The organism is Actinokineospora sp. UV203 (genome assembly GCF_056323665.1).
In genome coordinates this window covers 4,243,332-4,258,396 of record NZ_CM150484.1, presented here as the reverse complement: position 1 = coordinate 4,258,396, position 15,065 = coordinate 4,243,332, and the positions used below count along the sequence as shown (strand labels likewise).

General features: G+C 69.9%; 12 protein-coding genes. 8 read left to right on the top strand and 4 right to left on the bottom strand.

Translation table 11 applies throughout. The features are described 5' to 3' along the window. Positions 1-17: 17 nt before the first annotated feature. The 4 genes from ACUZ2Y_RS20235 to ACUZ2Y_RS20220 all read right to left on the bottom strand — a co-directional run bounded on the left by ACUZ2Y_RS20235 (position 18) and on the right by ACUZ2Y_RS20220 (position 8,077). Positions 18-1,232: an IS30 family transposase gene (locus ACUZ2Y_RS20235; protein ID WP_476320266.1), complete on the bottom strand. Its 1,215-nt coding sequence runs from the start codon at positions 1,230-1,232 to the stop codon at positions 18-20. Positions 1,233-1,368: 136 nt separating this feature from the next. Next, complete coding sequence (locus ACUZ2Y_RS20230) at positions 1,369-4,635, bottom strand: beta strand repeat-containing protein (protein ID WP_476321166.1); 3,267 nt, start codon at positions 4,633-4,635, stop codon at positions 1,369-1,371. A gap of 196 nt (positions 4,636-4,831) precedes the next feature. Next, on the bottom strand, positions 4,832-5,632 hold the full coding sequence (locus ACUZ2Y_RS20225; RefSeq protein WP_476321164.1) for a hypothetical protein: 801 nt from the start codon (positions 5,630-5,632) through the stop codon (positions 4,832-4,834). Between the two features lie 204 nt (positions 5,633-5,836). Beyond that, on the bottom strand, positions 5,837-8,077 hold the full coding sequence (locus ACUZ2Y_RS20220; protein ID WP_476321162.1) for a hypothetical protein: 2,241 nt from the start codon (positions 8,075-8,077) through the stop codon (positions 5,837-5,839). 64 nt (positions 8,078-8,141) lie between these two features. Here ACUZ2Y_RS20220 and ACUZ2Y_RS20215 point away from each other — a divergent pair, with 64 nt between their 5' ends. The 8 genes from ACUZ2Y_RS20215 (at position 8,142) to ACUZ2Y_RS20180 (ending at position 15,024) form a co-directional block, all read left to right on the top strand. Beyond that, entirely contained in the window at positions 8,142-9,302 is a 1,161-nt protein-coding gene (locus ACUZ2Y_RS20215; RefSeq protein WP_476321160.1) for an AI-2E family transporter, read from the top strand. Continuing rightward, on the top strand, positions 9,299-10,471 hold the full coding sequence (macS, locus tag ACUZ2Y_RS20210) for a MacS family sensor histidine kinase (protein WP_476321158.1): 1,173 nt from the start codon (positions 9,299-9,301) through the stop codon (positions 10,469-10,471). The genes ACUZ2Y_RS20215 and macS overlap by 4 nt, the downstream gene beginning before the upstream one ends. 20 nt (positions 10,472-10,491) lie before the next feature. Further along, positions 10,492-11,127, top strand: coding sequence for a response regulator (locus ACUZ2Y_RS20205; protein WP_407642669.1), 636 nt, complete (start codon positions 10,492-10,494; stop codon positions 11,125-11,127). 65 nt (positions 11,128-11,192) lie between these two features. Beyond that, positions 11,193-11,864, top strand: a complete 672-nt coding sequence (locus ACUZ2Y_RS20200) for a DUF5753 domain-containing protein (RefSeq protein ID WP_476321156.1) — start codon at positions 11,193-11,195, stop codon at positions 11,862-11,864. A gap of 6 nt (positions 11,865-11,870) precedes the next feature. Next, complete coding sequence (locus ACUZ2Y_RS20195) at positions 11,871-12,059, top strand: DUF397 domain-containing protein (protein ID WP_476321154.1); 189 nt, start codon at positions 11,871-11,873, stop codon at positions 12,057-12,059. Positions 12,060-12,085: 26 nt separating this feature from the next. Beyond that, positions 12,086-12,700, top strand: a complete 615-nt coding sequence (locus tag ACUZ2Y_RS20190) for a DUF1707 SHOCT-like domain-containing protein (RefSeq protein ID WP_476321152.1) — start codon at positions 12,086-12,088, stop codon at positions 12,698-12,700. 111 nt (positions 12,701-12,811) lie between these two features. Beyond that, complete coding sequence (gene tdh / locus ACUZ2Y_RS20185; protein WP_476321150.1) at positions 12,812-13,840, top strand: L-threonine 3-dehydrogenase; 1,029 nt, start codon at positions 12,812-12,814, stop codon at positions 13,838-13,840. Beyond that, positions 13,840-15,024, top strand: coding sequence for a glycine C-acetyltransferase (locus ACUZ2Y_RS20180; RefSeq protein WP_476321148.1), 1,185 nt, complete (start codon positions 13,840-13,842; stop codon positions 15,022-15,024). The genes tdh and ACUZ2Y_RS20180 overlap by 1 nt, the downstream gene beginning before the upstream one ends. The last annotated feature ends 41 nt before the right edge of the window (positions 15,025-15,065 follow it).

Sequence of the window (15,065 nt, the reverse complement as noted above, 5' to 3'; positions counted from 1 at the left end):
CGTTGCAACACAAGTGATCAACTGGCTTCGGTCAGGAGTTTAGCCAAACGCTCGGCTGGGGTGTCCCAGCCGAGCGTTTTGCGTGGGCGGCGGTTGAGCTGGGCAGCGACCGCGGCCAGGTCGTCGGGCGTGTGGACCGCGAGGTCGGAGCCCTTGGGGAAGTACTGGCGCAGCAGGCCGTTGGTGTTCTCGTTCGAGCCGCGTTGCCAGGGTGAGTGTGGGTCGCAGAAGTAGACCGGCATGTCGGTGGCGGTGCTGAACTCGTGGTGGCGGCCCATTTCCGAGCCCTGGTCCCAGGTCAGTGAACGCTTCAGGTGGCCGGGCAGCTTCGCGATGGTGGTGATCAGGGCGTCGCGGACGTGCTCAGCGGTGCGGGAGCGGCCCAGATGTACGAGCAGGACGTAGCGGGTGCTGCGCTCCACCAGGGTGCCGATCGCGGATTGCTGGTCGCCACCGATGATGAGGTCGCCCTCCCAGTGGCCGGGGACGGCGCGGTCCTCTATCTCGGCGGGTCGATCGCTGATCATCACCATGGGATGGGTGAACCGCGGTTGGCGCTGAGCGGTGATGCGGCGGGGTTTACGCACGGTACGGCCGGTGCGCAGCGCCTGGGCGACCTCGCGGCGCAGCTCGCCGCGAGCCTGGACGTAGAGGGCCTGGTAGATCGTCTCGTGGGTCACGTGCAGCTCCGGCCGGTCGGGATGATCGCGGCGCAGCCGGCGGCTGATCTGCTCTGGACTGCACTTGTCATCGAGCATGCCCTGGACGTGCTCGCGCAGCTCGGGGCAGGCGGCGATCTTGCCGATCTTCGGCCGGGGACGGCGGGCCTCGGCACGATCCTGGGCGCTGTGCGGCCGGTAGTCCCCCGACTCGGGGTGAGCGTTTCGCGTGATCTCCCGGCTGATCGTCGACGGGCTGCGGCCCAGCTCGGCCGCGATCGACCGCCGCGACCGGCCCGCGCGCCACAGGTCGGCGATCACGATCCGTTCCTCGACCGACAGAAATCGGTCGGTCAACGGCGCAGGCCGGGCGGGAGGCAATGGATCTGCCTTCCGCCCGGCCTGACTTGCACGACCATGCCGCCACCGGTGACCGGTCCTGCGGTTGATCCCGACGATCCGACACGCCTGAGCTGTTCCCACACCTCGCGCCACAAGATCAAGATAGTGCTGGCGCTCGGCGGACAACTTCTTCCGGCCCTGAGACGACCGGTTCTCGCGGATCTCGAACACTGCAACCCCTGAACAAGTCAGGTGTTGCGACGATCCCTAGAACCCAAGCCGTGGCGGGGCCTTTCTCATTTTCCTAACGGGGGATGGGCCCGGGGCGGGAGGTAGGAAACCCCGGGCCCATCGCACCGATCAGTGGTCAGCCGATCGGGAAGTGCCCGAACACGCCGGCGAGCTTCGCCTTGGTGTCGTCCAGCGAGGGCAGAGCCGGGGCACCCGTGCGGGGGGCCGCGGCCGTGGGCCGGGCCACGGGGGCCTTCAGACCCGCGAGGGCGGGGGTCTGAACCGGCAGCTTGTCCAGCTTCGGAGCCTGGAACAGGTCACCCGAGAACACGCCGCGCACGTTGTCCAGGCCGGGCATGGCCGGAGCAGCGAAACGCGGAGCGGGCTTGGGGGCCGTCGGCGCGGGAAGGTTGACCTTCTTGCCGTTCAGCTGACCGGTCATACCGGTCACGCCGGACAGCGGGTCGCCCGCGTGCGGCTCCTGGATCGACGGCGTGCCGCCGAGGCCACCGGCCATACCCGAGAGCGAGTTGACACCGGCTCCACCCAGCAGACCGGCGAGCAGGCTGGAGATCGGGTCGCCCGCACCGGTGCGGGCATTGCCCGCCATGGGCAGCGAGCCCAGACGCGGCATCGCGGGCAGGCTGGTGGCCTCGAGGCCACCGGTCTGCGGCAGGTCCAGCTGCGGGGTGTCCTCGCCCACGGTGATGTTGCTTTCGTTGGTGGCGAAGGTCATCGCCTCGGCCAGAACCTCGACCGGCACGTCGTAGATCGGCAGGTTGACGCCGATCGGCAGGTCGCCGTCGATGCCGGACAGGCTGCCCATGTCACCGGAGGTGGTGGAGGTGCCACCCACCGAACCGTTGGTGACGCTGTCCGAGGCCCCGATCGAGTCGCTGAACAGAGCGGCCACCGCGTTGCCGTGCGGCTGCACGACGGCGGCGGCGGGAACGTCGACCAGGTTGCCCGAGATGTTGCCGTTGTCGCCGTTGGTGGTGATGTCGCCACCGGAGACCGCGTTGGTGTCGTTGGTCGCGGCGGCCGTGTCCATGCCGCCGACGCCCGAAACGGCGTTACCGAAGGCCTGCGCGATCGGCAGCGCCTGCGCGGCGACGACGTTGCCCGCGAGCGAACCGTTCTCGCCGTTGGTGTCGACGGTGCCGCCCGCGTCCGACGTGGTGACGTTGTGGGAAGCGGCGTCGTTGTGGCCGAGCACCGCGGCCGAGTCACCGAAGGCCTGGACGGCCGAGGCGACCGGAACTGAGACGACGTTGCCCGTGCCCGAGCCGTCCTCGCCCGAGGTCTGGGCGTAGTCGCCCGCCTCGGAGTCGACGGTGTTGCGGCCGGCCTCCGTGCCATTGCCGACGACGGTGGCACCGCTGGACAGGACCTGCGTCGGGATCGCGACGGGAGCCTGGGCGATGTTGCCCGCCAGCGTGCCGCCGTTGCCCTTGGCCTTCGAGTAGCCGCCCGCGTCGACAGTGCTGTCGGTGTCGCTGTAGGCGACCGTGTCGGCGACGACGCCGCCGCCGTTGCCCGCGACCTGGACCGGACCCGCGACGGGGACGTTCGCCAGGTTCGAGGCCAGGACGCCCGCGTCGTCGTTGGTGCTGCTGTCGCCGCCCGCGCTGGCTGTCTTGGTCTCGGTCACGGTGGAGTTGGTGCCACCGATGACAGCCGCGGTGTTCGCGAGGCCCTCGACCGGAACGGCGACCGGAACGGTCGCGGCGTCGCCGCCGATGACGCTGTCGTTGCCGGTGGTGCCGGTGAAGCCGCCCGACTCGGACGTGCTGGTCGCGATGCAGGTCGCGTCGGCCTGGCCGCCGCCCGCACCCGTGTTGCCGCAGGCGTCGATCGGAGCGGTGACCGCCGGAACGGCCGCGAGGCCGCCGATGACGCTGCCGTCGCCACCGGTGTAGGAGCTGCCACCCGCCTCGGAGCTGACGTCGGTGGTGGTCTCGGTGACGGCGGTGCCGATCAGCGATCCCGCGTTGGCCGAGGCCTGAGTGGGAATGGCGACCGGCGCGTGGCCGATGGCGCCACCGATCACGGACTCTTCGCCGTTGGTGAGGTTGGAGCCGCCCGCGACGGCGTCACCGCTGGTGGCGCACATCGTGGTGGCGATGCCGACGACCGCCGCGGCGTTGCAGTCCACGGCGACCGGGCCCGCGAGGGCAGGCTGCAGGACGTTGCCGGAGCCGACAGCCTCGTTGCCGTTCGTCTTGATGTAGGCGGGCTCGTCGTAGGTGGGGCCCGACTGGGCGTCACCTGCCTGGGCGTAGGCGTCGCTGGCGGTGAGTGCGTCGGCGATGCCGACGAGGGTGACGGCGTTGCCGTTGCCCTGCACCGGAACAGCGACGGGCACCGCGCCCGCGTTGCCCGACAGCACGCTCTCTTCGCCACCGGTGACGATCGTGCCGCCGGAGGTGGCCTCGGAGTAGCTGGCCGAGTCGGTGGTCGCGATGCCCGCGCCGGAAACCGCGTTGCCGTTGAGCTGCACCGGGGTGGCGCCGTGGCCCGCGAGGACGTTGCCCGAGAGAACCCCGTCGGTGCCATCGGTGACGATGTCACCGTCGGCGGACGCCGACTGCGACGAGGTGTTGTACGAGTCGGCGGTGCCGCCCGCGGCGATCGCGTTGCCGGTGATCTGGATGGGCGCGGCCCACGCCAGGGCGACGACGTTGCCCGCGAGGGTGCTGTCCGACCCGTCGGTGACGACCGGGGTGCCGTGGTGGGCCGTCTGGTTGGAGGAGTTCTCGACCGACGCGTCGCCGAGGATGGCGATCGCGTTGCCGGAGATGTCGATCGGGACGACCAGGTCGCCGACGATCTTGTTGCCGCGGAAGAGGTCGTCTTCGGTCCCGATGGACTTCGGCGAGACGCCGTCGGCCGGGGTCAGCCCGGTGAGCGGGGCTCCCGCGAGGCCATCCGTGGTGGGCAGCCCAGTCGTGGGGAGTCCCGTGGTGGGGAGTCCCGTGGTGGGGAGTCCCGTGGTGGGCAGGGCCTGGGTGCTCGGCAGGCCGCCCGTGGCGGGCAGCGCCTCGGTGGACAGCGGGGCAACACCGTTGGTGCTGGTCAGCGCCGGGGGCATGCCGCCCGCGGTGGGCAGACCGGAGTTCAGGCCGCTCGTGGGCAGGGCCGGGGTGACACCGCCGGTGGCGCCTGCCAGGTCGCGCGGCGAAACCGTGATGTCGTGGTTGACGCCACCCAGGTTGTGCTGCCCGAACGGGGTGCCCAGCGCGTTGTTGTCGATCCTGATCGGCACGCTGACCGAGCCGTCCAGGGCGGACGGCGGAACGTCGGGGTTGAAGCTCTCGTCTGCGGACGCGATGCCGGTACCCAGCATCAACATTCCACCTGTGACCAGCGCGGTCTGGAAGCCGCGCTTCGCCCAGATATGCATCTGGTGTTCTCCTTCTCGGTTTCCCATTGCTGGGGCTAATGCGGGTGACCGGACGCGAAACCGCGTCGGGGCAGCGGCCACCTGCGTTAAGGGGTGCGGGAACTAGCCCGCGGGGGGTGAAGGCACGACCTGGGCATGCCGATCTACGCGCATGAACCCAGCGAAGCGGCTAGTGGCTTCGCGGTCGCGCGGGAATTCAGTCTGGAGTGACGCCGGGCTGCTGGCCGACGGTGACGGGGACGTGAACCTGGGCCGAGCGCGAAGCATCGGCGGTGTTCAGGTCAATGCCCGACGGAACCGAGGAGAGCAAGCCGAAACTCGGCGCGTCCACGGAGTTGGCTCCGGTGTGTCCGGTGCCAACGGGGGCGGGGATGCTCAGCGGCACCAGCGGACTGGTGCCGCGGGGCGTGACCGGAGCCTCGTCGGAGGTCTCCGGCGAACCTCGCCGGTTCATACCGTCGGCGAGAGCGCGGTCAACCGCGCCCGCCACGGCGTTCTGGTCGATCGCACCAGGCCGCACCCCGACAAGAGTGGTGGCCTTGGCGATCGGCGCCCCGACGGCGGGCGCGGTGACGGCGGAACCGTCAGGCGCGTCGACGCCGGGATTGGTCACTCCGGGGAACTCGACATCGTCCACGTCGTCGATCGCGTCGACCGGGAGCGATGCCGCCTTCTCGAAGTGCTCGGTGATCTTCTGCCCGAACTCGTCGAAGGCTTCCTTCGCGTGTTCGCCGAAGAGCGGGTCAGGCTCGCCGATGATCCGGCCGATGCTGCCGGCGAGGTCAGAGACCACCGGGAGCTCCATTGGCGCGGGAGCGGACTGAGTGCCTTCGGACGGGAACATCGGGAAGTCGAACGACGTGTCTGCCGTGGCGGAGGCCGACGAGATGGCCCAGGCCGCCGCGGTCGTGGCGACAGCGCCGCCGAGGACCATGAGCGAACGGGAGAGGACACGCCGCATTGCTGCGGTCGTCTTCTCCGTCTTCACTCGGTCCACGTGCGGGTACCTGTCACTTTCCGATCTTGGGCCGCACGGCGATCACCGTGCACCGCAGACATTGGCACCCTTGGTGCTCGTTATGCACGTGTGACACAGGAGGCCCACCTGATCGTGTGACGAACACAGAGTGTTTCCACAGATCACGATCAGTAGTGGTGCAGGTCAGGAGCTCAAGATCAGGAAATTGTCCACACCTGTGGGTTAACCGCGTTTGAGCACGCGGGTCGCCCCGGCCGCCGCCGTCGTGGCCAGAATCCAGCCCACGGCGATCAACGCGCCCGCGATCCACTGCGACGCCCCGACCATCCGCCACTTGTTGTCCTGCCCCAGATCGACAATCGGAAGCAGCAGGTCGGTGGCCAGCAGCGGCGGGTTCCACACCGGGTTGACGTCGGCGTCGAGCTTCTCCATCACATGGGTGTTGAACCAGAGCAGGCCCAGCAGCCAGAACAGCAGCAGCCACACCATCGCCAGCCAGGGCCGGTAGCCGTAGCCGACCGTCCACTCCTGGAGCCTGCCCCACATCCGTCCGGCGACGTTGAGCTCGGCGTAGCGCCTGCGCTGGCGTTCGAGCTGGACCAGCTGGGCCCGCTCCTCGTCGCCCGCGCCCGCGTACACGGCGGCCAGCTGCTCGTAGGGTCCCGGCGCGAAGTCCGGTTGGACCGCGCGAAGCCAGGCGAGCCGGGTGCCGACCGAGACCTCGGGGTGCGAGGTGATGGCGGTGAAGCTGAAGTCCTCGAGATCGACTCCGCCGCGGGCGGCCCAGAGTCCGGGTCCGTCTATGACCGACACGACGGACGCGCGCGTGAGCACCACTTGCCCGCGCGGGGGTCGGCGCGGTGGGAACGCGAGGACGAGTTCCTGCGCGGTCAGCCCGTAGGCCGACAGCGACTTGTCGGTCGCCGGGTGCCTCGGGTGTGTGCGGCCGCCGAGCCGGGCGCCGCCGAAGGTGGCCATCTTGCCGACCTCGACCAGCCGGACCCGGACACCGCCGATCGCCAGGAAGCCGTAGCTGCAGAGCAGGTCCTTGCCGATGGTGGCGACCCGGGCGTCCAGCGACGGCTTGACCGTCCCGTTGGGACGCAGGCGCGGCTTGATGAGCCGGGCGCCAGAGCAGTCGAGGCTGGACCCGATGTGCGCGTTCTGCAGCCGCACCGATCCGCTGATCCGGACTTTGCGCAGGAACAAGGTGCCGCCGACGCGCAGGCGGTCCGCGAAGAGCACGTCGATCGCGGGCCCGCACAGGCGCGCGCGGGACAGGCTGGCGCTGCCGTGCACGTGGGCGTCGACAAGCCGGATCTGGCCGTAGGTGCGCAGGGCGGTGCGCTGGTCGCCGTCGGAGTCGATCTTGCCCTGGACCGCGCCGCGGCATTCGACGTCGCCGAACACCTCGACGCCGTCGCCGATCAGGGCGACCGGCACCCGGTCGACGGCGGTGCCCGAGGCGAACGCCGCGGCCAGCCTGGCGACGACGTCCCGGCGGCCGATGGTCGCGCCGGATAACAAGAGGTGTCCGCCGATCCGGGCGCCGCGCAGCGCGACCGCGCCCGCGGCGGTGAACCCGGCGTCGAGCTTGACGTCGCCGTCGACTCGCAGCCGGTCGGCGTCGAGGACGGTGTGGTCCTCGGCGGTGCCGTGCGGCAGGACCAGAACCTGGCTCTCGGTGGCGGTGCCGTCGTGCAGGTGCGCGCCGGAGAACACGGCGTCGCCGCCGATGCGGGCGCCGGAGAGCAGGACGGTGCCGGTGGCGTCGAAGCGGCCGCCGCCGGTGTCGCACATCAGGTTGCCTTCGACCGCCATGCCGGTGGCCTCGAGCACGGGACCCGCCGGGTTCGCCATCCGCGCGCCGGTCAGGTGGACGCTGCCGCCGATGTTCGCGCCGCGCAGCCGGACCTCGCCGAACGCGCGGGCGGCCACGCCCTGGATGGAGCCGGACACGCGCAGGCGGGCGCCGAGCAGAGCAGCGCCGTTCGGGTTGCGCAGGACCGCGCCCGCGAGCCGGAGGGTGCCTTCGATCGTCGCGTCGGTGAGGTCGAGCACACCGGTGCAGCTGAAGCCCGGTTCGAGGACCAGGTCGCTGCCGACGCGCAGGTTGCGGGCCTTGACCCCGGGGACCCGGCAGCCGGGCATGGTCAGGCCGACCAGCCGGGCCATCCGCAGGATCGGCGGCCGCTCAAACGTGCAGCGGCGCAGCGCGATGACGTGGTCGACGACCCGGCCCTCGATGTCGAAGGAGCCGGTCACGGTGGCGTTGTCCAGGCGCAACGCGGGCATCGCCCCGGGTTCGAGCGGGTAGGCCTCGGCCAACAGGGCCGCGAGCACCGGGCCGCGGACCGGCCTGCCGCCGAGGTCGAGCCTGCGGCCGGTGGTGAACGCCGAACGGACCTCGCGCTCGGTGTCGGTCAGCGACGACAGCGCCACGTACTGGGTCCCGGCTTCCATCACAGCGCCATCACATCAGACAGACTGGTCGCCGAGGAGCGATTCGCCGGATACGGTGATCGCGATGACCAGAACCCGCGCCACCGCGCCACAGGACGTCACCACGCTGGTACCGAAGGGACTCCGGGTCAGCGCCGCGCTGGCCTGGCGCTTCCTGATGATCATCGGTGCGCTCTACGTGATCATCTGGCTGCTGGGCTACTTCGCCCACGTGGTCATCCCGATCGCGATCGCCCTGCTGCTCGCCGCGCTGATGGCGCCCGGCGTGGAAAAACTCGTGCAGTGGCGGGTGCCCCGGGGACTGGCCGCGGCCATCGCCATGGTCGGCGGCATCGCGGTGGTCGGCGGGGTGCTGACCTTCGTGATCATCCAGTTCAGCAACGGCCTGCCCCAGCTGCAGGCGCAGGTCGCGGACAGCCTCGACACCATCCGCGACTGGTTGGCGACCGGTCCGCTGCATCTGCGGCAGGACCAGATCCAGAACTTCCTCGACAACGCGATCACCGCGATCAAGGACAACCAGTCGGCGATCACCTCCGGCGCGATCACTACCGCCGCGACGATCGGCGAGGTCCTCACCGGCCTGGTGCTGACGCTGTTCATCCTCATCTTCTTCCTCTACGACGGCGAAGGCATGTGGCGCTTCGTCACCCATGCGGCGCCCGCTCGCGTGCGCGCGCGGGTCGACGTCGCGGGTAGGCGCGGTTTCTCGTCGCTGGTCAGCTATGTGCGGGCCACCGCCGCGGTGGCGATCTTCGACGCCGTCGGCATCGGCGTGGGCCTGGCGATCATCGGTGTGCCGCTCGCGGTGCCGCTGGCCGCGCTGGTCTTCCTGACCGCGTTCATCCCGATCATCGGTGCGCTGATCGCGGGGACCGTGGCCGTCCTCGTCGCCCTCGTGGCGAACGGGTTCGTCGCGGCGCTGATCGTGCTGGCCGTGGTCGTGGCCGTCATGCAGATCGAGAGCCACATCCTGCAGCCGTGGCTGCTGGGCCGCGCGGTCAAGCTGCACCCGCTGGCCGTGGTCCTGGCGATCGGCGTCGGCTTGATCGCGGCGGGCATCGCGGGCGCGCTGCTGGCGGTGCCGCTGCTGGCGGTGCTCAACGCGGGCATCCGGTCGCTGGTCAGAGAGCAGGACCCGGAGCCAGAAGAGGTCGACGTGTTCGACGACACCGGTTCGGTGCCGAACGTCAAGGACGGCGAACCGGAGCCCAGCAAGCCATGACGCGCAGGGTGCGGCTGCCCGGCGACCGGTACCGCGGCCCCATCACGAAGGACCCCGCGGCGCCGCTGTGGCTCTCGGCGGTGTTGTTGCGGATCATCACGCTGATCTTCGCGACCGGCGTGGTGGTCAATCACCACGATGAATACGCGAACACCGGGCTGGCCTATGCCACGGTCGGCGGGATGGCGGTCTGGACTGTCGTCACGTCGGTCTATTACCTGCGGGACACCGGCAAGGCCGTCTGGTTCATCTTTGTCGACCTGCTGGTCTGTGTGATCGCGATGGCGATGTCGCGGCTCGTGCTGACCCACGCGCAGCTGACTGAGCTGGCGGTGCCGCTGGTGCCGACGGTGTGGGTGACGGCGGTCGTCGCGGTCGGCGCGGTCCGCGCGGGTCTGTCCGGCGGGACGCTGTTCGGGCTCGTCGTGGCGATGGTGAACTACGCCGTGCGCGGGTATGTCGACACGGATCTGACCCGCGACCTGGTGCTGCTGGTGGCGATCGGCGGTGTGCTCGGGCTGGCGGCGACCACCTCCCGGCAGTCGGCCGAGCGGCTGGCGAAGGCGCTGCGGGTCGAGGCCGCCACCGCCGAGCGCGAGCGGCTGGCCCGCACGATCCACGACAGCGTGCTGCAGGTGCTGGCCCGGGTCCGCAAGCGCGGGCGCGAGGTCGGCGGCGAGGCAGCCGAGCTGGCCGAGGAAGCGGGCAGGCAGGAAGTCGCGCTGCGCGCCCTCGTCTCGGCCGCGCCGCTGGAGTCCGCCGAGGACGGCAGCGCGGATCTGCGGCCCCGCCTGCAGGTGCTCGCGACGGACCGGTTTCAGGTGTCGGTCCCGCCGACCGCGGTGACCATGCCCGCGTCGGCCGCGGGTGAACTCGCCTACCTGGTCCGGGAGGCACTGGAGAACGTCGACCGGCACGCGGGCCCGGGCGCGCGGGCCTGGGTGCTGCTGGAGGACCTCGGCGACGAGGTGGTCCTGAGCATCCGCGACGACGGCGTGGGCATCCCCGCGGGCCGCATCTCGGCCGCCGAGCACGAGGGGCGTTTGGGTATCGCCCGGTCGATTCGCGGTCGGGTCAGCGACCTCGGTGGCACCATCACCCTGGAGACCGCGCCCGACTCGGGCACGGAGTGGGAGATCCGGGTCCCGGTGAGAAGGGCAGCACGGTGACGGAACAGCCGATCTCGATCATGGTGGTCGACGACCACCCCATCTGGCGGGACGGTGTGGCGCGCGACCTCGCCGAGCGGGGGTTCGAGGTCCGCGCGACCGCGGGCGACGCCGCCTCGGCGGTGCGCATCGCGCGAACCGTGCGGCCGGACGTGGTGCTGATGGACCTCAACCTCGGTGAAGAGTCCGGGGTGGAGGCGACCCGCAAGATCACCGGCGAGCTGACCGGCACCCGCGTGCTGGTCCTGTCGGCCAGCGGCGAGCACAACGACGTGCTGGAGGCGGTCAAGGCGGGCGCGTCGGGCTACCTGGTGAAGTCCGCGTCGGCGGAGGAACTGGTGGCGGCGGTCCGGCGGACGTGGGCCGGTGACGCGGTCTTCAACGCGGGCCTGGCGGGCCTCGTGCTCGGCGAGTACCGGCGGATGGCGTCGGGCCCGGAGGAGAGCGGCGCACCGAAGCTGACCGACCGGGAGACCGAGGTGCTGCGGCTGGTCGCCAAAGGGCTGACCGCCCGGCAGATCGCCGACCGGCTGGTCCTGTCGCACCGGACGGTGGAGAACCACGTGCAGTCGACACTGCGGAAGCTGCAGCTGCACAACCGAGTGGAACTGGCCCGGTACGCCATCGAACACGGGCTCGACGGAGAACCGGACTAGTCAGACCAGTGGCATGGGCCAGCGGTAGCCGCCGTCGGGGGAGTCCAGCCACACGAACCGCTACGGTGTCACCGGCGCCGAACGACGAACCGTCCTTGAGCTTGGCGCACAGGCCCGCACCCGGCAGAAGAAGCGGGTCCACGTCGACCACCCTGCCGGACTCCTACCAGCGGTTCGCCGACCTGGAGGCGAGCGCTTCGGAGATCGACTGCTTCGAGACCGGCATCATCCCCGGTCTGCTCCAGTCCGAGGGCTACATGCGCGCGATCCTCGCCGAATGCGAAGGTGTGTGGTGGGAATCGAATGCGGTAGATGGCAAGGACCGCCTCATCTTTCGGGAGCAGCGGCAGCACCGCGTCCTCGAATCCGGCGATCAGCGAATCATGCGATTCGTGATCACCGAGGACGCGTTGCGCGCGAACCTCGGCGAACCCGAGATCATGCGCGAGCAACTCCGGCACATGCTCGGCCTGCTGCGCAGCCACCGCGATCTCACGATCCGAGTGCTACGCAACGATGTTGCGGGCAACCCATCTCGTGGGCGCGGGTTCTGGATCTTCGGCTTCGGCGATCGTGGTGCACCCGTCGGATTTTCTCCCACTCCGGTCGGGCCATCGGCCTACTACGATGCCGAGGCAGACACTGCCGCGATGCGCCTGTCCTTCTATCGGATCTGGGAACTCTCGCTCAGCAGGCAGGAGTCGCGCCGATTGTTGGAAAGCACCCTGAAGGAGTAAGTCCGCATGGCCTCGCAGACCCGCGACACCGGATGGTTCAAGAGCTCCCACAGTGGCGGCAATGACGAGGCCTGCGTAGAGGTGCGGATGACCAACGCGAGTATCGGCATGCGCGACTCCAAGAACCCCGATGGTCCGGCGCTGGCAGTGCCCCCAACCTCTTGGGCGGGGTTCGTGGCATTCACGTCACGGTAGGGCGTTTCGCGCCTATCTTGGGTGGTGTGACCACCCCGATCAGTCCCCGCGAACTTCGAGTCTCCGACGCCGAGCGCACCCATGTGGTCGGCGTGCTGCAGAAGGCCATCGGACACGGCCTGCTCAGCCTCGACGAGTTCACCGCCCGCACCGATGTCGCGCTGGCCGCGCGGACGCGGGCTGAGCTCAACACCGTCCTGGTCGACCTTCCCGGCCTGGCCCATCCGGAGTCCGGTGTCGCGCCGGTCAAGCCGGTGGAGTTCCGGGCGACGATGTCGGCGCTCAAGCGCGAGGGCGAGTGGATCGTGCCGCGCGACATGGTCATCCGCAGTCAGATGGGCTCGACCGTCCTGGACTTCTCCGACGCGGTCATCTCGTTCCCCGAGATCCGCGTCGAGGTCGATGTGGCGGCGGGTTCGGTGGAGCTGCTGATGCCGGAGCGGTCGTCGGTCGATGCCTCGGCGGTGACCGTGGAGCTGGGCAGCAAGACCGACAAGGCCGGTGGCGCGCGCACGGGCGGGCCGCACTTCGTGGTGACCGGGTCCGTGCGCGCGGGATCGCTGGTCATCCGGCGGCCCACCTACGTGCGGATCGGGTCGCTGACCATCCGCCGACCGTGGAGGATCAGCTGGGACGCGTAGGCTCTGCTGTGAAGCTCTGCTGACAAAGCAGTTCAGAAAGTCCCGATGGACTTCACAGCGGCACGGCAGCAGACTCCGCGCGGGAGCACAACCCGCACTATCGGAGGAACCTTGAAGGCTCTGGTCAAAGTCGCCCCGGGCCCCGGTCTGGAGCTCGTCGACGTCCCGGACCCGAAGCCCGGGCCGGGCGACATCCTGCTGCGCGTGCTGCGCACCGGCATCTGCGGCACGGACCTGCACATCGACGCCTGGGACGACTGGGCGGCCAAGACGATCAAGGCGCCGCTGACGCTCGGCCACGAGTTCGTCGGCGAGGTCGTCGAGATCGGCGCCGCGGTCACCAAGGTCAAGGTGGGCGACCTGGTCAGCGGCGAGGGACACCTGGTGTGCGGCACCTGCCGCAACTGCCGGGCGGGCCGCCGCCACCTGTGCGCCAACACCATCGGCCTCGGCGTGCACACCAATGGCGCGTTCGCCGAGTACGCGGTGCTGCCCGAGTCGAACGCCTGGGTCCACAACCATCAGATCGACCTGGACGTGGCCGCGATCTTCGACCCGTTCGGCAACGCCGTGCACACCGCGCTGTCGTTCCCGGTCCTGGGTGAGGACGTGCTGATCACCGGCGCCGGGCCGATCGGCCTGATGGCCGCCGCGGTCGCCAAGCACGCGGGCGCCCGGCACGTGGTGATCACCGACATCAGCGAGGCCCGGCTGGAGCTGGCCCGCAAGATCGGCGTCAACGTCGCGCTCGACGTCAGCTCCACCCCGGTGTCGGCGGTCTACGGCGAGCTCAACATGACCGAGGGCTTCGACGTGGGCATGGAGATGTCCGGCCAGCCATCGGCGCTGCGCGAGATGATCGGCAACATGACCCACGGCGGTCGGATCGCGATGCTCGGGCTGCCCGCCAAGGAGATCGCGATCGACTGGAGCGCGGTCGTGCTGAAGATGCTGACGATCAAGGGCATCTACGGCCGCGAGATGTTCGAGACCTGGTACGCCATGTCGGTCCTGCTGCAGGCCGGTCTCGACCTGAGCCCGGTGATCACCCACCGGTTCCACCACACCGAACACAAGGCCGCGTTCGACACCGCCCGCGGCGGCAAGTGCGGCAAGGTCATCATGGATTGGGAGAGCTGATGTTCGGCGCTATGCGCGAGGACCTTCGGGTGGGCCTGGACGAGATCCGGGCGGCCGGTCTCTACAAGGCGGAGCGGGTGATCACCACGCCGCAGCAGGCGTCGGTGCGGGTCGACTCCTCGGAGCCGGTGCTGAACTTCTGCGCCAACAACTACCTCGGTCTGGCCGACCACCCGACGCTGGTCAAGTCCGCGCAGGACGCGCTGGACGAGTGGGGCTTCGGGATGGCGTCGGTGCGGTTCATCTGCGGGACGCAGGCGCCGCACAAGGCGTTGGAGGCCCGGCTCTCGCAGTTCCTGGGCACCGAGGACACCATCCTCTACAGCTCCTGCTTCGACGCCAACGGCGGTCTGTTCGAGACCCTGCTGACAGACCAGGACGTGGTCATCTCCGACGAGCTGAACCACGCGTCGATCATCGACGGCATCCGCCTGTGCAAGGCCGGACGCGCCCGGTACCGCAACCGCGACATGGCCGACCTCGAAGCCAAACTCCAGGAAGCCGCGGGCGCGCGCTACCGGCTGATCGCCACCGACGGTGTGTTCTCCATGGACGGCTACCTCGCCCCGCTCGACGAGATCGTCGCCCTCGCGGAGAAGTACGACGCGCTGGTCATGGTCGACGACTCGCACGCCGTGGGCTTCATGGGCGAAACCGGCCGCGGCACCCCGGAGCACTTCGGCGTCGGCGACCGCATCGACATCTACACCGGCACCCTCGGCAAGGCCCTCGGCGGCGCCAGCGGCGGCTACGTCTCCGGCCACGCCGAGATCGTCGAGATGCTGCGGCAGCGTTCGCGCCCGTACCTGTTCTCCAACTCGCTGGCCCCGTCGATCACCGCGGCGGCGCTCGCGACGCTCGACCTGCTCGACTCCTCCGCAGACCTGCTGATCCGGCTTCGCGAGAACAGCGCGTTGTTCCGCGCGCGCATGACCGACGCGGGCTTCGACCTGCTGCCCGGCGAGCACCCGATCATCCCGGTGATGATCGGCGACGCGGCGAAGGCGGGCCGGATGGCCGACCTGCTGCTCGACCAGGGCGTCTACGTGATCGGGTTCTCGTACCCGGTCGTGCCGCACGGCAAGGCCCGCATCCGCACCCAGATGTCCGCGGCCCATTCGACCGACGACGTCAACCGCGCGGTCGACGCCTTCATCGCCGCCCGGGAGAAGATGGACCAGTAGTCCCCAATCGGGTGGATCCCATAGCGGCAACCTACTCGTTT

Excerpts from the sequence above, each read along its gene's own strand:
- ACUZ2Y_RS20215 (WP_476321160.1), top strand. The coding sequence starts at position 8,142 with ATGACCAGAACCCGCGCCACCGCGCCACAGGACGTCACCACGCTGGTA.
- ACUZ2Y_RS20230 (WP_476321166.1), bottom strand. The coding sequence starts at position 4,635 with ATGCATATCTGGGCGAAGCGCGGCTTCCAGACCGCGCTGGTCACAGGT.
- ACUZ2Y_RS20180 (WP_476321148.1), top strand. The coding sequence starts at position 13,840 with ATGTTCGGCGCTATGCGCGAGGACCTTCGGGTGGGCCTGGACGAGATC.
- macS (WP_476321158.1), top strand. The coding sequence starts at position 9,299 with ATGACGCGCAGGGTGCGGCTGCCCGGCGACCGGTACCGCGGCCCCATC.
- ACUZ2Y_RS20205 (WP_407642669.1), top strand. The coding sequence starts at position 10,492 with ATGGTGGTCGACGACCACCCCATCTGGCGGGACGGTGTGGCGCGCGAC.
- ACUZ2Y_RS20220 (WP_476321162.1), bottom strand. The coding sequence starts at position 8,077 with ATGGAAGCCGGGACCCAGTACGTGGCGCTGTCGTCGCTGACCGACACC.
- ACUZ2Y_RS20195 (WP_476321154.1), top strand. The coding sequence starts at position 11,871 with ATGGCCTCGCAGACCCGCGACACCGGATGGTTCAAGAGCTCCCACAGT.